Here is a 19,492-nt window from a genome sequence, read left to right as displayed (position 1 = left end):
GAAACGATGAACGCCGTCACCGACACCTCGCCCGAGGCGCTGCGCGCCGCCATGGTCGACCGCGTCAAAATGGCCGGTCACGCCCGAACCCCTGCAGTGGAACAGGCACTTCGCACTATTCCCCGCCACCGCTTCGTCCCGGAGGCGACCACTGAGGATGCGTACGCCAACGTCGCAGTGATCACCAAACGCGATGGCGACGGCACTCCGCTCAGCTGCGCCTCCGTACCCACCGTGGTCGCCATGCAGCTCGACCAGCTCGACGTCCAGCCCGGCCACAACGTCCTCGAGATCGGCGCCGGAACCGGCTACAACGCCGCCCTCCTGGCAGAGCTCGCCGGCCCGGCTGGTCACGTTACGACTGTCGACATCGATCCTGAAGTCACCGCGCAGGCTCGGCGAGCGCTCGACGAGAACGACTTCCCGCGGGTGGAGGTGATCACCAGGGATGGTTCGCTCGGTGCATCCGAGAACGCTCCATACGACCGGATCATCGTCACTGTCGGTGCGTTCGACATCCCGGACGCCTGGCGCGACCAGCTCAAGCCTGGCGGCCGGCTCATTATGCCGCTGCGTTGGCGAGGTCAGACCCGCAGCGTCGCGTTCGTCGCGATGGAGAGGTGTTGCGCTCGGACTCGGTGCGGTTGTGTGGCTTCGTGCCCATGATCGGTCAGGACAACGAGGTGTCCGGCAACATCGATGCCGCAGGGCACGTCGCCCTGCACTGGGACTCTGACCAGGACATCATCCTCGCCGACCTCTACGGTGTGCTCAGCCAGCCCAAAACGCTTGTTTGGTCCGGCGTCACCGTTGGAGGAGAAGAGCCTTTCGACGGCATCTGGCTGCGCATGACGGGAGCGGAGCCGGGTACCTGCCGAATCGCCGCCGACGCCGGTGCGGTAACCGAAGGCCTCTGCAATCCGGCAATCCGGGACCGCAGCCCAGCCATAGTCGAAGGCGGCTCGCTGGCCTACCTCACCTATCGCCGCGTGGACGGTGGCGCGGAGCTCGGCGCGATCGGCCACGGCACAACTGCTCAACGGTTGGCCGACCGACTCTGCCAACAGATTCGGACATGGGGTGAAGACCGAACCACTGAGCCCACTGTCACGTCCTACTTGGCTGACACGGCTCGCGAGCGGTTCGATACCTACCGTGTTATCACGAAGCGTTGGACCGTTCTCAGCGTGTCGGTGTAGCCAGGAAGTGGCGCCCCTCAGCCATCTTCACGGTGAACTCGCGTCTTCGTGGACTCCCACTTCACACACGTGTGGGGCCGAAGGTGAAGCAACTGGTGAGCCGCAGCTCGGCGGTCTTGTCCTCCGGCAGGTTCAAGCAGACGGGACAAGGTTGTGTCTTGTACGCGCGAAGTTGTCGGTGTCCGGATGTACTTGCCGGTAGTCGTGTCGGCGTCCGGAGCTGGTTGTCGGTGGTGGTGACCCCCATGCGGCACGCGGCCGAAACTCGATCTTGTCGTCGGCGGGGTGCCGCCGTCGCTGGCGGAGTGGTTCGGGCTCGCGTACGCCGGTGAGCACGGCGGGCGGCGAGTCGGCCTCGCCATGATGTCGGCCGCTGGGGGACCGCGGTGATCGGCACGCTGGGCGCGTCCCGACGCCGGTCACCGCCGCGCGACCGGCGCGCCCTGGATTCCGCCAACCAGGTCCAGGCACACGCACGTGAACTGTCCGGTCACAGCTTTGTGTAACAAAGCGAATTGGCATCGATCCCGGTTCGACTCCGGTCGAGGGCTGATAGCAGCCCTCGACCGGGCCGCAGAACGCGAGCTGGCGCAGGGGCTTCTCGATCCGGCCGTACGACGCGGCGACCGTGTCAGCTCGGGCGCGGGTGGCCGTGCCGCCTCCGTCGGCGAACTAGGGCCTGCAACGGCTATTCGGCGTGATCGCGGGCGAAGCGGTCGGTCGCGGCGACGATCGCCGCGGTCATGCTGCCACCGCCGTGACCGGTGTCGTCGAGAACCACGAGCTCGCTTCCGGGCCAGGCCCGGTGCAGCGCCCAGGCTGTGCCGAGTGGGGCGCTCACGTCGTAACGCCCGTGGATCAGCACGGCGGGGATTCCGTGGAGCCGTTCGATGTCACGCAGTAGCTGCCCGTCTTCCAGGAAGCAGCCGTGGGACCAGAAGTGGGTCACGAGGCGGGCGAAGGCCAGCTGGAACGCCGGGTCGGCGATCGAGAGGGACGGTGCGGCGTCGGGGGCCAGCGACATGTGCGTGTCCTCCCACTCGCACCACCCTTGTGCGGCCTTGGCCCGGACCTCTGGGTCGGGATCGTGGAGCAGCCGGCTGTAGGCGGCTGACAGGTCGCCGTCGCGTTCGGCGGCGGGCACGCCGTCGCGGAACCGGTCCCACTCGCGCGGGAAGACTCGGCCCATGTCACGAGTGATCCAGTCGGTGTCGCGGCGGTCGCCGTCGGTCACGGCCGCGAGCACCATTTCGGTCACCCGCTCCGGATATGCCTGCGCGTAGGCGAGAGCGAGTGTGACGCCCCACGAGCCACCCCACACCAGCCAGCGCTCGATTCCCAGGTGGACGCGCAGCGCCTCGATGTCGGCGATCAGGTGCTGGGTGGTGTTCGCCGACAGGTCGACGACCGGGTCGGCCGCCGAAGGGGTGCTGCGCCCGCAGTTGCGCTGGTCGAACAGGACCACGCGGTAGCGGTCCGGGTCAAACAGGCTCCGTGTTCTCGGAGAGCTCCCTGAGCCGGGACCACCGTGCAGCGCGACGGCCGGTTTGCCGTCGGGATTGCCTGACACCTCCCAGTACAGCGAATGGCCGTCGCCGACGTCCAGCATGCCTGACTTGTGTGGCTCGCTCGAGGGATAACGGCCGTCGTCGGATGTACTCGTCATACCGGCATGATCGCGTACCGGCCGACGAGAGGGCGTGCCATTTACCGACGGGTGCAGCGAAGTCGTCGGCTTGCTGGGAGGAGCGGATCCCAGGGCACGGGTGTGCCCGGTCAGGCCGACCGCTTCTTCCGCGTCTGCCTTCTCCTGCGGCCTTGGCCAGACGGCGCTTCGTCACGTCCTTCGACGCCACAGTTTGGTCTCCGAGACACCGGGGGAGAAGGACCCTGTGCCGTCGGGACCAACGCCCGGTTCGGCGCCGCGATCGCAGTCGTAGGGTCGAACGGGCCGCGCGGCGATGTCGCGTGGCCTTGAGGAGGCTAGGTGTCGATGGACTACATCCAGGTCTCGCTCGCGGAGTCCATCCCCGAGCACGCTCGGGATTACGCGTCGGCGTGCATCGGCTCGTTGGACCGCTACGCCCCCGACCGGGTCGACTTCGCCTGGGTCAACCTGACGTCGGACAGGACCGTGATCCACGCGCACGCCCGGCTCGACCTGAAGTGGGTCGAGGTGCAGGCGTACGCGGAGGCCGGAACGGTCACCGAGGTGATCGACCTGCTGCGCGAACGCATGCGGCGGCAGCTCGTCTCGATGCGGCTGACCTCGGTGAGCTGAGCCCCACCACCACTCCGACGGCGGACGGGTGGTGGGTTCACCGCACCCTTTTCACGGTTCCGCGGGCTCCGTCGACCTGGACGACGTCTCCCGTGGCGATGCGCGTCGTGGCGTTCCCGCAGCCCACGACCGCCGGAATTCCGAGCTCCCGCGCGACGATCGCGGCGTGCGACAGTGGTGCGCCGACGTCGGTCACCACCGCCAGTGCGCGGGTGAAGAGTGGTGTCCAGCCGATGTTCGTCACCGTGGTCACGAGGATTTCGCCCTGCTGCAACGCATCGCCGTCCTCGACCCGTGCCAGCACCCGCGCCACACCCTCGACCACGCCCGCCGAACCGGGGAAACCGGTGACGTCGGACGGCATCGGGACGTCCGCCGTCGCGTCGTACAGGTCGGCGCGCCGGTCCGGTGACGCCGCCCAGGACTCCGGGTCGAACCGGCCGCGGATCACCGCCGGGTAGGGCGGGAGCGCGCGATAACGTTCGTAGGCCTGGCGTTGCGCGGGAACCCGGTCCAGCAACGACGTCGCGCCGCCCAGCACGCGCAGCACGTCGTCGATCGGCAGGAAGAACAGGGCGTCGCCGGACGACGTGAGCTCGCCGGCCCGCAGCACGAAGGCGCGCATCACCCCGAACGTCCGCACCATCTCCGACCTGGCCTGCTCACGTGCCCGCGCGCTCGCACCGATCCGGTCGAGCCGCTTCCGGATCCTGGCGGCCTTTTCGGGATGGCCGGCCGTCAGCCGGGCCCAGGCCAGGGAACGCGCTGCGGCCTGCCGCGCCAGCAGTTCGCAGGGATCGGTCAGAGTCTCCAGTTGCCGGGAGATCCACTCCGGGTCCTCGGCCGGTCGTGGCGCGGAGATCTCGAACTCGGCGGCGCAGCGGTGTCCCCAGGTCCGGGCGTAGGTGTCGCGGTCGATCTCACCGGATCGTAGTTTCGCCAGACCGACCAGCGGGCCCATGCTCGCGAGTCCGGCGCCGTCGTGGAACCCGGTGAGCAGGGTGGCCGCGTCCTGCTCACCGACCAGTGCGACGAGCTCCCGCCGCAACGCCGCGGGTCCGCCCCCGATCATGCGCGCACCCGCGTCGAGGATCGGGCAGACGAACCGCAGCAGCCGGTCGAGATCGGTTCGCCACAGGTCGAGCAACTCGGCGGCCGTCGAGCAGGCGGCGATCGCCCGGTGCACGGCGGCGCACCGCCCTGGGTTGTCGCGCACCAGCCCGGAAAGCCGGGTGCGGTAGAGGAACTGCTGTTTGAGCGGACCGCCCGCGGCTCGCAGCACCGCGCGGAGCACGGCCGCCCGCGACATCGGCAGCGGCGGCACCGTCACCCCGTCCGGGATGCGGCCGAACGTCTCCTCGCCCGAGCGCAGCATCTCGTCCGCCTTGCCGATCGCCGTGCCGAGCGCGGTGTAGGTGCTGATGTTGAGGTAGAAGCGGCCGCCGATGTTGCCCGAGATCCGGTGCGGCCCGATCGCCATGCTCGACAGCACGCGCACCAGCGACCACGTCACCGGAGTCATCACCTCCGGGACGGCCTCGCCGACGTTGCCGTTGGACCACAGGTAGTCGCCGTCGAGCGTGTCGTTCCACTCGACCCGCAACGACGTGATCGGCCGTGCTTGCAGGAGCTGGAACTCGTCACCGGCGAGCGCCCACTCGACGTCCATCGGCATCCCGTACAGCGCTTCGATCCGCTCGCCCAACGCGATCAACGAAGCCTTCTGTGACGCGGTGAGCAGGTCCGCCGAGTCCGCCTCACCGCCGACCAGCGCCTCACCGAGCCCGCGCACCGCGTTGACGACCGGCTCGGCGCGCCCGGTCACCGGGTCCGCCGTGAACAGCACGCCGGACACGTGCGCGGGCACCATCCGTTGCACCACAACGGCCATCTCGGCGGAGGTGATCCCGTTGCGGGCGCGGTAGGCGACGGCCCGCTCGGAGCGCAGCGAGTCCCAGCACCGCAGGACCGCGTCGAACAGCCCGTCCTCGGACACGCCCAGCACGGTGTCGTGCTGCCCGGCGAACGAGAGTCCCGGCAGGTCCTCCGCGGTGGCCGAGGACCTCACCGCCACCGGCCCGCCGAGCGCCCGGAACGCCTCCAGCAGGCCCTCCATCGACCGCTCGCGGTAGGCGCGGGTCGTGAGGCAGAACCCGCCGGGCACCGGCAGGCCTGCTCGGATGAGCCTCGCCAGCGACGCTCCCTTGCCGCCGGCCGCCGCCAGGGTGGCGCGCGAGTCGTCGAGCGGGAGGATCAACGGGATCATGTCGCCATAGTTGTCGAAACGGGCCGGCCGCGTTCGTACAAGGGGCGAAAGGAGCCCACGATGACGCAGAAGTACCTGCTCAGCATTTACCAGCCCGACGGAGAGGCACCTCCTCCCGAGGTCCTCGACCCGATCATGGCGGACCTGGCGGCGCTCAACGAGGAGATGCGGGCCAAGGGCGCCTGGGTGTTCGCGGCCGGCCTGCACCCGCCGTCGACCGCCACCGTGCTCACGGCGAAGGACGACGACGTGCTGATGACCGACGGGCCGTTCGCCGAGGGCAAGGAGCACATCGGCGGCTTCACGGTCATCCAGGCCGCCGACCTCGACGAGGCGCTGGAGTGGGGACGCCGGCTCGCGGGCGTGCTCCGTCCGCTGTCGATCGAGGTCAGGCCGATCGCGTCCTGATGATCGAGGAGATCTTCCGGGCCGAGTACGGCCGTGCCGTGTCCGTCCTGACCCGCGTCCTCGGCGACATCGACCTCGCCGAGGAGGCGGTGCAGGACGCCTTCACCACGGCGGTCGCGAGGTGGCCGGTGGACGGCGCCCCGCCCTCGCCCGCCGGATGGATCATCACGACCGCCCGCAACCGCGCGATCGACAGGTTGCGTCGTACGGCGAAAGGCCAGGAGAAGCACGCGCAGGCCGCGTTGCTCCAGCACGAGCCGGGAGAGCAGGAGGTGGGGGACGTGCCCGACGACCGGTTGAGGCTGATCTTCACGTGCTGCCACCCGTCGCTCGCGCCGCAGGCCCAGGTCGCGCTGACGCTGAAACTGCTCGGCGGCCTGACGACGGCGGAGATCGCCAGGGCGTTCCTCGTGCCCGAACCCACGATGGCGCAACGGATCGTGCGCGCGAAGGGCAAGATCCGCGCGGCTCGCGTCCCGTACCGGGTGCCGCGCGACGCCGACCTGCCCGAACGCCTGAAGGCCGTGCTCGCCGTCGTCTACCTGATCTTCAACGAGGGCTACCTCGACAAACCGGAGCTCGCGGACGAGGCGATCCGGCTCGGGCGGGTGCTCGCGGCGCTCATGCCGGACGAACCCGAGGTGTGGGGGCTGCTCGCGCTGATGCTGCTCGTCACGTCCCGCCGGGAGGCACGGCTGCGCGACGGCGAGATCGTCCTGTTCGCGGACCAGGATCGGTCGCTGTGGAACGCGGACCTCGTGGCAGAGGGCCAGGACGTGGTGCGCCGCTGCCTGCGCTGGAACCGGCCGGGGCCGTACCAGATCCAGGCCGCGATCAACGCCGTGCACAGCGACCCGCCGACCGACTGGCACCAGGTCGTCGCGCTGTACGACCAGCTGATGGCGATCGCGCCGAGCCCGGTCGTGGCCCTGCACCGCGCCGTCGCGGTCGCCGAGACCGACGGCCCGGCGAAGGCGTTGCGCGAGGTCGACTCTCTGCACCTTGACCGCTATTACCTGTTCCACGCCGTGCGCGCGGATCTGTTGCAACGGCTCGGTGAGGACCCCACGGCGGCACTGGAGGCCGCGCTCGAACGGGCGGACCACCCGGCCGAACGCGACCTGTTGCGGAAACGGCTTGAGCCGTGACCGGCAGCCTTTGCCCGGTACCGACGTTCAGACGGCCGCGAGGCGCCCTGCTGGGCGCCGGAAGACGAGGTGAAGCTCGCCGGTCATGGCTCTAGGCCTTGCGGCGGCGGACCAGCAGGATCGCGCCGACGAGCACCACTAGCGCCACCACGACCCACACCCAGATCGGCACGCCACCGGACTCCGACGACGAGGTCGACGGGGGAGCGTTCGACACCGGCGCGCTCACGGGCACCGACGACGTCGGTGCGGCCGAGGAGGGTTGCGGCGCCGCCACGTTCATCGTGAACGTGAGCGTGCCGGAGATCGTGTCGCCGTCGTCGGCCTTGGCCTGCCAGGCGATCGTGTGCGCGCCCGCCTTGGCCGCGGACGCGTCGATCGTCGCCGTGATGGTCTTGTCGAGGGCGTGTGCCTGGGTGACCGGCCAGGTGGCGCCGTCGGGTCCCGTGATGGTGACCGCGGCGCCGTCGGGCAGGCTGACGACGTCGCTGAACACCAGCTCGACGTGCTGGGGCGGGGCGTCGAGGGCCGCGCCGTTCGCCGGATTGCTGCTCTTGAGCTCGGCGTGGGCATGCGCGGGGACGGCCACGGCCATCGCGGCGAGCAGGGCCAGCACGAGCACGCTGAAGTAACGCCTCACGTGCGCAGCGTAACGGCTCAGTCGATCAGCGCGGCAGGTCGTGACGGCGTTCCGGTCACCGGCAGCAGCGACAGCACGACCGCCAGCGCGGCGGCCACACCGGCGGCGATCACCGGTGCGAGCGGGTCGACGTCGTAGAGCACGGTGCTCAGCCCCGGCCCGACGATGAACGTCACGCCGCTCGTGGCGGTGACCAACCCGGCGATGAGCCCCTGGTGCCGAGGCCCCACGCCGAGTGACGCCGCCGCGGCGAACCCCGTGATCGCGAAGCCGGCCCCGACCGCCACCACCAGGAACGCCAACGTCATCAGCGCGGGCACGGCCGCGATGAGCGCGTAGCCGGCCAGCGCGATCGGCGTGCCGATCCTCATCAACCGGGCCGGCGACCACTTCAGCAACGGCACGAGCACGCCCTGCGCGAGAACGAGTCCGAGGCCGGCGGCGAACAGCACGCCGTCGACGGAGCCCGGAGCGGCGTCCAGCCTGTCCGCGGCGAAGAACACGGCGACGACCTGCACCAGCCCGAGCGCCAGGTGCGTCAGGAGCCCGACGCCGAAGGCGGGCAGCAGTTCCCACGTCCGCGACCTCACCGGCTCCTGGGAACGTGCGGCAGGCTTGAAGACGAGGAGCACCACGACCGTCAGCAGCACGGCGATCGCGGGCGCGAGGTGGAGCGGCAGGCTCAGCGAGACCACCGCGAGCGTGCCGCCGACGACCGGGCCGATCACGGTGGCCAGTCCCTGCGCCGCGCCGATCAGGCCGACGGCGGTGGTGCGCCCGGTCTCGGTGTGGGCGGCGGTGCCCGCGACGGCCAGCGCGGCGACGGGCAGCGCGGCGAGTCCGGCACCGAAGAGCAGGCTGCGGAACACGAGCACGACGACGAACGCCACATCCGGCATGAGTGTCTCGTCGGTGCCGAACGTCACCGCGGCGGCGAAGCCGGTCAGACTGAGAACGGACAGACCGAGCCCGGTGATCAGCACGGGGCGCGGACCGGCGGCGTCGAGCAGCAGTCCCCAGAGCGGGCTCGCCAGCGTGAGCGCCACCGCCGCCACCGTGAACACGAGCCCGAGCTGGGTCGTGGTGAGGGCGAGATCGTGGGAGAGCGGGGCGATGACCGGGGTGAGCATCTGCTGCACCGAGTACATGACCAGCAGTGCGACCAGCAGTGGTGTCAACGATCTGGGCACGCGGTTCCCCCTGCGGTGTGGCGGCGGAGCGGTGAGGGTAGTTCACGTCGGTGAACGGTTGGTTTGGCGACCGATGCGCCTGGGTAACCGCCCTCCGAACTGATCAACTGACCGAGGAGCGGTTTGGCGCACGACCAGGCAGCGCGGGCGGGCGAGGCCGCACATCTGCCACTGGGCAGGCAGCGGCCGTCACTCGCAGCCGTCCGGCGCTGGGTGCGGGTGGAACTGACGGGCGAGGACGCCGACGCGGTCTCCGATGTGTTGCTGGTGGTGAACGAGCTGGTCAGCAACGCGTATCGGTACACGTCGGAACCGTCGTTCCTGCGCGTCGTCGTGGAGAAGGTCAAGATCCGCGTCGAGATCGAGCACGACGCCCGCGCTCATCCGCCGTTGCGCAAGGTTTCCCGTCCGCAGCGGGGATACGGCCTGGTCCTGGTGGCCCGGCTGTCCGACCGGTGGGGCGTGGACAGAGCACACGGCGGCACCGTGGTCTGGGCCGATCTCCCGAGGCAGTCATGACCGAAGTCCGGTGTGTTTCGACGTGTGCGCTCCTGGGTATGGAACCTCCTGCCTTGAAAGAACAGGGCGCGGGGAGATGCTGATGGGTATCGCAGGACGGTCCAGTGAACGCGTGGACCTCGTCCTACCAGAAGAGGCTCTGCCGCTCGCGGACGTGCGGGCGGAAGTGCGTCGTCTACTACAGGGAATGCACGAGAACCTCGTGGTCGACGTGATGGTCGTGGCCACGGAGCTCGTGAGCAACGCGTACCACCACGCCGCGTCGCCGCGCCGTGCTCGCATCCTGTGCCTGCCTGAACGCGAGGTCGTGCGGGTCGAGGTCGACGACGGCACGCCCGGCCGGTTCCCCCAACTCGGGCGAATGGGGTTCCTGGGACGGAGACAGCGCGGGTTGCTCCTGGTCAACGGCCTGGCACAGGTGTGGGGCCACAACCGGTTCCCCGACCTCAAGACGGTGTGGGCTGACGTGTCGACCGTCAGGTGAGGTTTCTGACGACGTAGGCGGCCGCTTCGGCGATGAGCGCCTCGTTGTATTCGGCGTCCGCGGTGGACTTGCTGGACATGATCGCGAGAACGATCGGCTCGCGGTCCGGCGGCCACACGACGGCGATGTCGTTGACCGTGCCGTAGTCGCCGGTGCCGGTCTTGCTCGCGACCCTGCTGCCCTCGGGTACGCCGGCCCGGACCCGCTTCGCTCCGGTGACCGAGCGTTCGAGGAGGTCCTTCAGGAAGTCGCGCTTCTCCGCCGGGAGGCGTCGCCGAGCACGAGCCGCTGGTAGTCGGTGCCGAGTGAGCGCGGGGTGGCGGTGTCGCGGGGGTCGCCGGGCGTGGCCGAGGTGATGTCCGGCTCGACGCGGTCCATGCGGGTCTCGGTGTCGCCGAGCTCACGCAGGTACCTGGTGAGTTCCGCGGGTCCGCCGACCGTGCGCAGCAGCAGGTTGCCCGCCGTGCCGTCGCTGTAGCGGACGGCGGCGTCGCACAGATCGCGCAGTGTCATGCCGGACTGGACGTGCTGCCGGGTGATCGCCGAGCTCTTCATCAGGTCGGCCTCGGTGTAGGTGACGACCGTGTCCAGGTACGTCATCGGGTGCCGGTGCAGGACCGCCGCCGCGGCCAGGCCCTTGAACGTCGAGCAGAACGCGAACCGCTCGTCCGCCCGGTGCTCGATCGTCCTGCCGGAGTCACTCATCGCGTAGACGCCCAGGCGCGCGTCGAACTTCTTCTCGAGCTCGAACAACGCGTCGTGCCGCACGGGCACGGCACTCGTGGTCGTCGTGGCCGGTGCTTCGGACGTCTTGGCCGGCTCGGTCACCTGCGGGGCGGCGCAGCCGGCGAGGGGGAGCAGGGCGAGGGTGCGGAGAACTGTGCGTCGATCGGCCACCCGTTCAGCCTATTAGGCTGTCCGGATGAAGGTTCTGTCCATCCAGTCCGTCGTCGCTCACGGCCACGTCGGGAACTCCGCGGCCGTGTTCCCGCTGCAGCGCATCGGGGTCGAGGTCGTCCCGATCCCCACCGTGGCCTTCTCCAACCACACCGGTTACGGCGCCTGGCGGGGGCCGCTGCTGCCGCCGTCGGACGTGGCCGAGATCCTGCTCGGGGTGGAGGAGCGCGGGGTCTTCCCCCAGGTCGACGCCGTGCTGTCCGGCTACCAGGGCGGGGTGGGCATCGGTGACGTGATCATCGACGCGGTGCGCCGCGTGAAGGCCGCGAACCCGGCGGCGGTCTACGCGTGCGACCCGGTCATGGGCAACGCCAAGTCCGGGTGCTTCGTCGCTCCCGAGATCCCCGAGCTGCTGCGCGACCGCGTCGTGCCGGTGGCCGACATCATCACCCCGAACCAGTTCGAGCTGGGGTTCCTGACCGGCACCGAGCCGGCGAGCATCTCCTCGACCCTCGCCTCCGCCGACCTCGCCCGCGCGATGGGCCCGTCGACCGTGCTGGTCACGAGCGTCGAGCGGCCGGACCGGGAGGAGGGCACGATCGAGATGCTCGTCGTGGCCGACGCCGGGGCGTGGCTGGTGAGCACCCCGCACCTGCCGTTCAAGGCGAACGGGTCCGGCGACGTTACGGCCGCGCTGTTCACCGCGCACTACGTGGAGACGAAGGACGCGGCGCTGGCGCTGGAGCGCACCGCGTCGAGCGTCTTCGACCTGATCGACCTGACCTACCGCTCCGGTGAGCGCGAGTTGCGGCTGGTGCAGGCCCAGGAGTTCTACGCGGCGCCGCGGATGCAGTTCAAGGCGGAGCAGGTGCGCTGACGTCGCCCGCAGGTCTGGCCGCGCGGCCGGCCAGACCTTGTGGCCGCGGTGATCCAGTGCCAGGTTGGACGGATGCGGCGAACAACGGTGTTCGGTCTGTTGGCGGTGTGCGGCCTGCTTGCGGGCTGTCTGGGGCAGACGCAGAGCGGTGATCAGGCGAGAAACGCCGACGCCAAGGAGATCACGCTGACGATCGTCGCCAACGCGGTGGCGGGCGGGAAGAACTCCCGAGGGGCCAACTGGATCCAGAACTGGGTGATTCCCAGGTTCACCGAGGCGCAGAAGGCCAAGGGCGTCACCGCGACGATCAAGTTCGAGCAGAACGGCGCGGGCGACGAGGACTTCAAGACCAAGGTCGCGCTCGACCTGAAGACCGGTGGTGGTGCCGACATCATCGAGATCGACGGCATCTGGCTCGGCGAGTTCGCGCAGGCCGGGCAGATCAAGCCGCTCGGCGACGTCGTCGGGAACACCGACTGGGACGGCTGGGAGCAGATTCCGGAGGCCGTGCAGGGGCTCGGCGAGTTCGACGGCAAGCGGTACGGCGTGCCGATGGGCACGGACGGGCGGGTGCTGTTCTTCAACAAGAACCTGTTCGCGCAGGCCGGGTTGCCCGCCGACTGGCAGCCGAGGTCGTGGCAGGACGTGCTCGACGCGGGCGCGAAGCTCAAGGCCGTGCCGGGTGTCACGCCGATCCAGCTCAACGCCGGCACCGCGATGGGCGAGGCCACGACGACGCAGGGCGTGCTGCCCGCGCTGGCGGGGACCGGCAAGCTCGTCTACGAGAACGGGAAGTGGCAGGGGGACTCGCGGAACGTCAAGGACGTTCTGGGGCTGTACCAGAAGGTCTACGGTGGCGGGCTCGGCGATCCCGTGCTGCAGCAGGAGGCCAAGGGGCGCGACCGGTCGTTCCAGCTGTTCAGCGAGAACAAGATCGGCATCCTGCTGGAGAGCGACTACTTCTGGCGTTCGGTCCTGGAACCCAGGAACGGCGTGGCGAAGATGGCCGACCGCGACACCGCCGTCGGCTGGGCGCTCATCCCGGCCAGGGAGCCGAAGGCCGGTGTGGGCGGGCAGGACTTCGTGAGCGTGTCCGGCGGTGGCGTGCGGGTGATCAACCCGAACACGCGGTATCCCCGGCAGGCCTGGGAGTTCATGCAGTTCCTGAACTCCGCCGAGGCCGTGAAGGAGTCGCTGGCGGGCACCGCGCAGACGACCCAGCGGCAGGACGTCAACGACGAGGTGCTCAAGGGCGACCCGATGCTGACGTTCATCGCGGAGAAGGTCCTGCCGATCACCCGGTACCGGCCGGGACTCGCCGACTACCCGAAGGTGTCGGCGGCGTTGCAGCAGGCGACGGCGGACATCGTGGCGGGCAGGAGTCCCGATGAGGCGGCGACGGCCTATCGCGCGGCACTCGTGAAGGCCGTCGGCGAGGACAACGTTGGATAGCTCCGGTCTGGGCGTCCGGCGCGCCGTCACGTTCGTCGCGCCGGCGCTGGTGCTGATCGGGGTCTTCCTGGTCTTCCCGGCGTTGTGGACGCTCTACATCGGCATCACGAACTACCAGCTCACCGGTCCCGCCGCGGCCAACCCCCAGGTCGTCGGGCTGGACAACGTCGTCGAAGCCGTGCGCGACCCGTTGTTCACGAACTCGGTGTGGCTCACGGCGTTGTTCGTGCTGGGCTCCGGGGTGATCGGGCAGAACCTGCTCGGGTTCGGGCTGGCGTGGCTGCTGCGGACCGTCCGGCCCGCGCTGCGGCGGACCGTCGAAGGTCTCGTGCTGCTGTCGTGGATCCTGCCGGGCACGGTCGTGGCGTACCTGTGGTTCGCGGTGCTGAGCCGCGACACCGGCACGCTGGGCATGCTGCTCGGGTCGCCGCAGACCGCGTGGCTGGTGCAGTACCCGATGACGAGCCTCATCATCTTCAACGTCTGGCGTGGCACGGCGTTCTCGATGCTGCTCTACACCTCGGCGCTCGCCGCGGTGCCGCCGACGCAGCTCGAGACCGCGCGGCTGATGGGCGCGTCGGGGTGGCAGACCGTGCGGGACGTGGTGTTCCCGCACATCCGCGGGCACGTGCTGACGAACACGCTGCTGATCAGCCTGTGGACGGCCAACGACTTCACGCCGTTCCTGCTGACCGCGGGCGGGCCCAACCACCAGTCCGAGGTGCTGCCGGTGCTGATCTACCGGCAGGCGCTGGAGGGTGGGCGGCTCGGGTACGCGTCCGCGATGTCGATGCTGCTGCTGGTGGGCAACCTCGTGATCGCCCTGGTGTACCTGCGGTTGCTGCGGAGGCGGGCGTGAGTCCTCTGTGGATGGTTCGGCGGATCGGCTTCTACGTGCTGGTCGCGGTGGTGCTGGCGTTCTTCGCGGTGCCGATGCTGTGGCTGGCGAGTGCGCCCTTCGACTCGAAGCCCGGTCTCGGGTTGCGGTGGCCGGACTGGACGCTGGGCAACGTCGCGGCGACGTTCGAGCATCCGTACGCGCTGACGTCGTTGGTGAACTCGTTGGTGCTGTGCGCGATCGCGACCGTGGTGACGACGGTGCTCGCCGCGCTGGCGGCCTACGCGTTGTCGCGCGTGCGGATCCCCGGCCGGGATCTGTTGCTGTACCTGCTGTTGCTGCTGTCGAGCGTCGTGACCGGCACGGCCGCGATGGTGCCGATCTTCGTGATGATGCTGCAGCTCGGCCTGATCAACTCGCAGTTCGGCACGGCGCTCGTGATCGCGGGTGGCATGCTGCCCGCGGCCATCTTCATCCTCAAGGACTTCATGGACGCCGTGCCGCGGTCGTACGAGGAGTCGGCGCGCGTGTTCGGCGCCTCGCCGTGGCAGGTGCTCGGCCACGTCGTGCTGCCGGTCGCGCGGCCCGGCGTCGCGACGATCTTCGTGTGGGCGTTCGTCAACGCCTGGGGCAACTTCCTGCTGCCGTTCCTGCTGCTGCGCGACGTCGGCCGGCAGCCGGCGGCAGTGCTGCTGCGCACCCTGTACGACGAGGGCGGCAGCGCCAACCTGACGGTCATCCCGGTGTTCTCGCTGCTGTACTCGATCCCGGTGGTCGTGCTGTACCTGTTCGTGAGCAAGCGGTACGGGTTCCGATTCCACGGAGGCATCAAGAGCTGATGGCGGGTATCACTGTCGAGGGTCTGTCCACCGTCTACCCCAACGGGGTGCGGGCGGTGGACGAACTGGACCTCGAGATCGCCGACGGCGAGCTGTTCGCCCTGCTCGGCCCCTCCGGGTGCGGCAAGACCACGCTGCTGCGCACCATCGCCGGCCTGGAGCCCGCGTCCGGCGGTGCGGTGGCGATCGGCGCGCGGGACGTCACGCGGCTGCAGCCCGGTGACCGCCGGGTGGCGATGGTGTTCCAGGACTACGCGCTGTTCCCGCACATGACGGTGGCGGAGAACATCGCCTATCCGCTGAGGGTGCGGGGCGAGGCGAAGTCCGTGCGGCGGGAGACGGCGGCGCGCACCGCCGGCGGGTTGAGCCTGGGGGAGTTGCTGGACCGGCGGCCAGGGCAGCTCTCCGGTGGCCAGCAGCAACGGGCGGCGCTGGCCCGTGCCGTCGCCGCGTCGGCCGAGGTGCTGCTGCTGGACGAGCCACTGTCCAACCTGGACGCCCGGTTGAGGCTGGAAGCGCGGACGTTCCTCAAGAAGCTGCAACGCGAGCTCGCGCTGACGACCGTGTTCGTGACGCACGACCAGGCGGAGGCGCTGGCGCTGGCCGACCGGATCGCGGTGATGGACGCGGGCCGGATCCGGCAGCTCGGTACTCCGCGCGAGGTGTTCCAGCGGCCCGCGGACACGTTCGTCGCGAACTTCATCGGCTCGACGCCGATGAACCTCGTGCCGCGAGGCTCGGAGATCGTCGGCGTGCGGCCGGAGTACCTCTCGCCCGCGACCGAGGGCCTGTTCACCGGGTCGGTGTCCATTGTGGAGAACCTCGGCGTGACGTCGCTGGTGACGCTCGACTGCGGCGACGACCAGATCGGCTACGTCGTGCCGGAGGACGCCGAACCCGCGGTCGGCACGACGGTGACCGTGGACGCCCCGCCCGCACGCGTTCTGCGCTATGACAAGGAGTCCGGCCTACTCGTGAGGTGACGACGATGTTCCAGACCGACGGTTACGAGACGCGTTCCAGCGTGCTCGCTCCGGCGAAGTTCGAGGCGCTGGCGGCGCATTTCGAGGCGAAGCTGGCGGCCCTGCCGGAAGGACAGCGCCCCGAGCACATGGACGTGCCGCACCTGACCGACCCGGCGTTGTTCGAGTGGCTGCTGGACCCGGACGTGCTGGACCTGGTCGAGTCGCTGATCGGGCCGGACATCGCGTTGTTCTCCTCGCACTTCATCTGCAAGCCCGCCGGTGACGGCAAACCCGTGCCGTGGCACCAGGACGCGCACTTCTGGCGGGACAGCATCGATCCGGCGGGCGACGCGATCACCGTGTGGCTGGCGATCGACCCGTCGACCGTCGAGAACGGTTGCCTGCGGGTGCTTCCTGGCAGCCACCTGGCGGCCGTCGAGCACATCGGCACCGCCGACTCGTTCTTCAACCAGGAGACGGTGGTCGACGAGTCGCGCGCCGTCGACGTGGAACTGGAACGCGGGGCGTGCAGCGTCCACTCGGCCATGCTGGTGCACGGCAGCCCGCCGAACCGGAGCGCGTTGCGGCGCTGCGGCTACACCATGCGGTACATGCCGACCACTGTCCGGTTCCTGAAACCGGACAGCCACAAGATCTACCTCGCTCGCGGCCGTGACCACGCCGGCAACACCTACAGCCCGGCCGGACGCTCTTGAAATCGATTCAGTCGTGCTCTTCGCCGGGGCACAGGCCGATTGTCCGGGTCGGCTTCGTCGTCCGCCGCATCTTGACCGTTCAGTGCACCGGACCTAGCGTCGTACGGGAAAGCGCTTTCCGACCCGAGGGAGCTTCGTGAACACGGTTTCGGAAGACCGCTGGCGAGGCGTGGTCGGGCGGACCTGGCGTCCGGCCGCGCTGCTCGCCGGCTGCCTCGCGATCTGGCAGCTCGTCACCGCCACCGGGCTGGTCGAGGCCTACCTCGTGCCGTCGCCGGGCAGGACCTTCGAGCTGATGATCGACAAGTGGTCCTACCTCTGGGGCCACACCTGGGTGACCACCTACGAGACGATCCTCGGGTTCGTCATCGCGGGCGTTCTCGGCGTCCTGGTCGCCGTCGCGATGGTCTACTCGCGCACGATCGAGAGCACCGCGTACCCGATCCTGCTGTTCGCGCAGGTCATCCCGAAGATCGCCATCGCGCCGCTGTTCGTGGTGTGGCTCGGTTTCGGCTTCGAGCCCAAGGTCGTCGTGGCCGTGCTGATGGCGTTCTTCCCCGTGGTGATCTCCACGGTCACCGGCCTCAAGTCCGTCGACACCGAGATGCTCGAACTCGCGGCGACGATGGGCGGCGGCCCGGTCAAGACGTTCGTGAAGATCCGCTTCCCGGCCGCGCTGCCGCACCTGTTCGCCGGTCTGAAGGTGGCGGTCACGCTCGCCGTCACCGGTGCCGTCGTCGGCGAGTTCGTCGGCTCCAACGAAGGCCTCGGCTACGTGATCCTGCAGGCCAACGGCAACATGGACACCCCGATGCTGTTCGCAGGCCTGATCGTCATCTCGGTGGTCGGCGTTCTGCTCTTTCTCCTGCTCGACCTCGCCGAAAAGCTGATGTTGCCGTGGCATGCCAGCCGGCGCGGCGCCGCCGTCACAACCCTTCTCGCGAAAGGCGGATCATGAGGAAACTGCTCGCAGGTTTACTTCCCGCGATGCTGGTGATCACTGCCTGTGGTGGAGGCGGTGGCACTTCTTCCGAGAGCGGTGGCGAGGCGAAGGAAGTCACGCTGACCCTCAACTGGTACCCGTACGGCGAGCACGCGCCGTTCTACTACGGCGTCAAGCAGGGCATCTTCGAAAAGCACGGCATCAAGCTGAAGATCCAGGCCGGCCAGGGCTCCGGCAAGACCGTCACGGCGACCGGTGCCGGCCAGACGGACTTCGGGTGGGCCGACACGTCCGCGCTCGCCACGGCCGTCGAGCAGGGCGTGCCGGCCAAGAGCATCGGGGTGTTCCTGCAGACCACGCCCGCGTCCGTGCAGTTCTTCACCGAGAAGAACATCTCCAAACCCGAGGACCTCAAGGGCAAGTCCGTCGCCACGACCGCGGGCGACGCGCTGACGAAGACGTTCCCCGCGTTCCTCAAGCGGAACGGCATGCAGGAGTCCGACGTCTCCATCCAGAACATCGACCCCGCGGGCAAGATGGCCGCGGTCATCTCCAACCGCACCGACGTGCTGCTCGGGTTCGCGTCCGACCAGGGGCCGACGATCAAGGAGAAGTCCGGCAAGGACGTCGGCTACCTGCGGTTCTCCGAGTTCGGGCTGAACTACTTCAGCAACGGCCTGCTGACCTCGAAGTCCATGCTGCAGAAGGACCCCGAGCTGGTGAGGAAGATGGTCGCGGCCACGCAGGAGGCGTGGACCGAGGCCGAGAAGGCACCGGAGGCCGCGGCCGAGTCGATGAAGGGCGCCGCCGAGCAGCTGCCGTCACCGGCGGTCGTGCTGGAGCAGTTCAGGACGACGCTGACGTTGCTGCACACCGACGCCACGAAGGACAAGGCGCCGGGGGTCAACTCCGTGGACGACTGGAAGAAGACCATCGATACCTTCCAGCAGACCGGCATCATCAAGGAGGCCGCCGAGCCTTCGGCCTACTGGGAAGAAAGCGTTGCGCCGAAGGGATGAGTACCGCGGGAATGAGCATCACTTTGGGAACCTCTTCCGCCGTCGCGATCGACGACGTGTCCGTGCGCTTCCGCTCGAAGCGCACGGAGGTCACGGCGATCGAGCAGGTCTCGCTCGACGTCGCGCCGGGCGAGTTCGTGTCCATCGTCGGTCCGTCCGGTTGCGGCAAGTCGACGTTGCTGAAGCTGGTGTCCGGCCTGCTGCAGCCGTCGTCGGGGTCGGTGACGCTGCTCGGCGAACAGGTACGCGGGCCACGGCACGACATCGGGTTCGTGTTCCAGCGGGCGGCGTTGCTCGAGTGGCGGTCGGCGCGCAGGAACATCCTGCTGCAGGCCGAGATGCGCGGCATGAACGCGGCCGAGGCGGGCAGGCGCGCGGACGAGCTGATCGAGATGACCGGGCTCTCCGGGTTCGAGAACGCCCTGCCGCACGAGCTGTCCGGGGGCATGCAGCAACGCGTGGCGCTGTGCCGTGCGTTGCTGCATCGGCCGCGCGTGCTGCTGATGGACGAACCGTTCGGCGCGCTGGACGCGTTGACGCGCGAGCAGATGAACGTCGAGCTGCACCGGGTGTGGCGGGAGACCGGCACGACGGTGCTGCTGGTGACGCACTCGATCGCGGAGTCGGTGTACCTGGCGAACCGGGTGATCGTGCTGACGCAACGCCCCGCGGTGGTCAAGGAGGTCATCGAGGTCGTCCTGCCGGCGGAGCGGGACTATTCCGCGACGATGGCGCGGCCGGAGTTCGCGTCGGCCACCGCGCGCATCCGGGACCTGCTCGGAGCGGTGCCGGGGCACGAGTGACGGCGGGG

The 19,492-nt window shown here is 69.4% G+C and carries 20 protein-coding genes and 1 pseudogene; 16 read left to right on the top strand and 5 right to left on the bottom strand.

Annotation, left to right across the window (positions count from 1 at the left end):
- The first annotated feature begins 6 nt into the window (after nucleotides 1–6).
- On the top strand, nucleotides 7–666 hold the full coding sequence (locus ACRSBM_RS22760; RefSeq protein WP_434445765.1) for a methyltransferase domain-containing protein: 660 nt from the start codon (nucleotides 7–9) through the stop codon (nucleotides 664–666).
- Nucleotides 663–1,199, top strand: a complete 537-nt coding sequence (locus ACRSBM_RS22755) for a hypothetical protein (protein WP_434445763.1) — start codon at nucleotides 663–665, stop codon at nucleotides 1,197–1,199. The genes ACRSBM_RS22760 and ACRSBM_RS22755 overlap by 4 nt, the downstream gene beginning before the upstream one ends.
- 688 nt (nucleotides 1,200–1,887) lie before the next feature.
- Here the strand turns inward: ACRSBM_RS22755 and pip are convergent.
- Nucleotides 1,888–2,865 (bottom strand): prolyl aminopeptidase, encoded by a 978-nt coding sequence (gene pip, locus ACRSBM_RS22750; protein ID WP_434445761.1) that lies wholly within the window; start codon nucleotides 2,863–2,865, stop codon nucleotides 1,888–1,890.
- Between the two features lie 321 nt (nucleotides 2,866–3,186).
- Here pip and ACRSBM_RS22745 point away from each other — a divergent pair, with 321 nt between their 5' ends.
- Nucleotides 3,187–3,480, top strand: a complete 294-nt coding sequence (locus tag ACRSBM_RS22745; protein WP_434445759.1) for an HPF/RaiA family ribosome-associated protein — start codon at nucleotides 3,187–3,189, stop codon at nucleotides 3,478–3,480.
- A gap of 37 nt (nucleotides 3,481–3,517) precedes the next feature.
- Here ACRSBM_RS22745 and ACRSBM_RS22740 read toward each other — a convergent pair whose 3' ends face one another.
- On the bottom strand, nucleotides 3,518–5,746 hold the full coding sequence (locus ACRSBM_RS22740) for a PEP/pyruvate-binding domain-containing protein (protein ID WP_434445757.1): 2,229 nt from the start codon (nucleotides 5,744–5,746) through the stop codon (nucleotides 3,518–3,520).
- 60 nt (nucleotides 5,747–5,806) lie between these two features.
- Between ACRSBM_RS22740 and ACRSBM_RS22735 the strand changes: the two genes are divergently transcribed.
- Entirely contained in the window at nucleotides 5,807–6,154 is a 348-nt protein-coding gene (locus ACRSBM_RS22735) for a YciI family protein (protein WP_434445755.1), read from the top strand.
- Complete coding sequence (locus tag ACRSBM_RS22730) at nucleotides 6,154–7,302, top strand: RNA polymerase sigma factor (protein ID WP_434445754.1); 1,149 nt, start codon at nucleotides 6,154–6,156, stop codon at nucleotides 7,300–7,302. The genes ACRSBM_RS22735 and ACRSBM_RS22730 overlap by 1 nt, the downstream gene beginning before the upstream one ends.
- A gap of 91 nt (nucleotides 7,303–7,393) precedes the next feature.
- On the opposite strand, the gene ACRSBM_RS22725 is transcribed toward ACRSBM_RS22730, so the two are convergent.
- Entirely contained in the window at nucleotides 7,394–7,942 is a 549-nt protein-coding gene (locus tag ACRSBM_RS22725) for a copper resistance CopC family protein (protein WP_434445753.1), read from the bottom strand.
- A gap of 17 nt (nucleotides 7,943–7,959) precedes the next feature.
- Nucleotides 7,960–9,132, bottom strand: coding sequence for an MFS transporter (locus ACRSBM_RS22720; RefSeq protein WP_434445751.1), 1,173 nt, complete (start codon nucleotides 9,130–9,132; stop codon nucleotides 7,960–7,962).
- Between the two features lie 123 nt (nucleotides 9,133–9,255).
- Between ACRSBM_RS22720 and ACRSBM_RS22715 the strand changes: the two genes are divergently transcribed.
- Nucleotides 9,256–9,651, top strand: a complete 396-nt coding sequence (locus ACRSBM_RS22715; protein ID WP_434445749.1) for an ATP-binding protein — start codon at nucleotides 9,256–9,258, stop codon at nucleotides 9,649–9,651.
- Between the two features lie 82 nt (nucleotides 9,652–9,733).
- A complete protein-coding gene (locus tag ACRSBM_RS22710) occupies nucleotides 9,734–10,135 on the top strand; it encodes an ATP-binding protein (protein WP_434445747.1) in 402 nt (133 codons plus the stop codon).
- Here ACRSBM_RS22710 and bla read toward each other — a convergent pair.
- A pseudogene (gene bla, locus ACRSBM_RS22705) lies at nucleotides 10,128–11,032 on the bottom strand (class A beta-lactamase). The gene ACRSBM_RS22710 and the pseudogene bla sit on opposite strands and share 8 nt — an antisense overlap.
- A 25-nt stretch (nucleotides 11,033–11,057) precedes the next feature.
- Here bla and pdxY point away from each other — a divergent pair.
- The 9 genes from pdxY to ACRSBM_RS22660 all read left to right on the top strand — a co-directional run bounded on the left by pdxY (nucleotide 11,058) and on the right by ACRSBM_RS22660 (nucleotide 19,484).
- Nucleotides 11,058–11,909 (top strand): pyridoxal kinase PdxY, encoded by an 852-nt coding sequence (pdxY, locus tag ACRSBM_RS22700; RefSeq protein WP_434445745.1) that lies wholly within the window; start codon nucleotides 11,058–11,060, stop codon nucleotides 11,907–11,909.
- 72 nt (nucleotides 11,910–11,981) lie between these two features.
- On the top strand, nucleotides 11,982–13,361 hold the full coding sequence (locus tag ACRSBM_RS22695) for an extracellular solute-binding protein (protein WP_434445743.1): 1,380 nt from the start codon (nucleotides 11,982–11,984) through the stop codon (nucleotides 13,359–13,361).
- Nucleotides 13,354–14,220, top strand: coding sequence for a carbohydrate ABC transporter permease (locus ACRSBM_RS22690; RefSeq protein WP_434445742.1), 867 nt, complete (start codon nucleotides 13,354–13,356; stop codon nucleotides 14,218–14,220). The genes ACRSBM_RS22695 and ACRSBM_RS22690 overlap by 8 nt, the downstream gene beginning before the upstream one ends.
- The gene (locus tag ACRSBM_RS22685) at nucleotides 14,217–15,038 is read left to right on the top strand and encodes an ABC transporter permease subunit (RefSeq protein ID WP_434445740.1); all 822 of its coding nucleotides are present in this window, start codon (nucleotides 14,217–14,219) and stop codon (nucleotides 15,036–15,038) included. The genes ACRSBM_RS22690 and ACRSBM_RS22685 overlap by 4 nt, the downstream gene beginning before the upstream one ends.
- Complete coding sequence (locus tag ACRSBM_RS22680; protein ID WP_434445738.1) at nucleotides 15,038–16,021, top strand: ABC transporter ATP-binding protein; 984 nt, start codon at nucleotides 15,038–15,040, stop codon at nucleotides 16,019–16,021. Before ACRSBM_RS22685 ends, ACRSBM_RS22680 begins: the two co-directional genes overlap by 1 nt.
- A gap of 5 nt (nucleotides 16,022–16,026) precedes the next feature.
- Entirely contained in the window at nucleotides 16,027–16,719 is a 693-nt protein-coding gene (locus ACRSBM_RS22675; RefSeq protein WP_434445737.1) for a phytanoyl-CoA dioxygenase family protein, read from the top strand.
- Between the two features lie 136 nt (nucleotides 16,720–16,855).
- Nucleotides 16,856–17,677, top strand: a complete 822-nt coding sequence (locus tag ACRSBM_RS22670; protein WP_434445735.1) for an ABC transporter permease — start codon at nucleotides 16,856–16,858, stop codon at nucleotides 17,675–17,677.
- A 29-nt stretch (nucleotides 17,678–17,706) separates the two neighbouring features.
- Nucleotides 17,707–18,681 carry an ABC transporter substrate-binding protein gene (locus ACRSBM_RS22665; protein ID WP_434445733.1) on the top strand — a complete coding sequence of 325 codons (975 nt, stop codon included), beginning with the start codon at nucleotides 17,707–17,709 and terminating at the stop codon, nucleotides 18,679–18,681.
- An 11-nt stretch (nucleotides 18,682–18,692) separates the two neighbouring features.
- Nucleotides 18,693–19,484 (top strand): ABC transporter ATP-binding protein, encoded by a 792-nt coding sequence (locus ACRSBM_RS22660; RefSeq protein WP_434445731.1) that lies wholly within the window; start codon nucleotides 18,693–18,695, stop codon nucleotides 19,482–19,484.
- Nucleotides 19,485–19,492 lie beyond the last annotated feature (8 nt).

The organism is Lentzea xerophila (assembly GCF_051094245.1).
GTDB classification, from domain to species: domain Bacteria; phylum Actinomycetota; class Actinomycetes; order Mycobacteriales; family Pseudonocardiaceae; genus Lentzea; species Lentzea xerophila.
The sequence above is the reverse complement of the archived record's forward strand: the minus strand, read 5'-3'. Positions and strand labels throughout refer to the sequence as shown.

Coding starts and splice junctions, on each gene's coding strand:
- ACRSBM_RS22695 (WP_434445743.1), top strand. CDS start 11,982: ATGCGGCGAACAACGGTGTTCGGTCTGTTGGCGGTGTGCGGCCTGCTT.
- ACRSBM_RS22740 (WP_434445757.1), bottom strand. CDS start 5,746: ATGATCCCGTTGATCCTCCCGCTCGACGACTCGCGCGCCACCCTGGCG.
- ACRSBM_RS22730 (WP_434445754.1), top strand. CDS start 6,154: ATGATCGAGGAGATCTTCCGGGCCGAGTACGGCCGTGCCGTGTCCGTC.
- pip (WP_434445761.1), bottom strand. CDS start 2,865: ATGACGAGTACATCCGACGACGGCCGTTATCCCTCGAGCGAGCCACAC.
- ACRSBM_RS22665 (WP_434445733.1), top strand. CDS start 17,707: ATGCTGGTGATCACTGCCTGTGGTGGAGGCGGTGGCACTTCTTCCGAG.
- ACRSBM_RS22675 (WP_434445737.1), top strand. CDS start 16,027: ATGTTCCAGACCGACGGTTACGAGACGCGTTCCAGCGTGCTCGCTCCG.
- pdxY (WP_434445745.1), top strand. CDS start 11,058: ATGAAGGTTCTGTCCATCCAGTCCGTCGTCGCTCACGGCCACGTCGGG.
- ACRSBM_RS22735 (WP_434445755.1), top strand. CDS start 5,807: ATGACGCAGAAGTACCTGCTCAGCATTTACCAGCCCGACGGAGAGGCA.
- ACRSBM_RS22660 (WP_434445731.1), top strand. CDS start 18,693: ATGAGCATCACTTTGGGAACCTCTTCCGCCGTCGCGATCGACGACGTG.
- ACRSBM_RS22680 (WP_434445738.1), top strand. CDS start 15,038: ATGGCGGGTATCACTGTCGAGGGTCTGTCCACCGTCTACCCCAACGGG.
- ACRSBM_RS22710 (WP_434445747.1), top strand. CDS start 9,734: ATGGGTATCGCAGGACGGTCCAGTGAACGCGTGGACCTCGTCCTACCA.
- ACRSBM_RS22760 (WP_434445765.1), top strand. CDS start 7: ATGAACGCCGTCACCGACACCTCGCCCGAGGCGCTGCGCGCCGCCATG.
- ACRSBM_RS22755 (WP_434445763.1), top strand. CDS start 663: ATGATCGGTCAGGACAACGAGGTGTCCGGCAACATCGATGCCGCAGGG.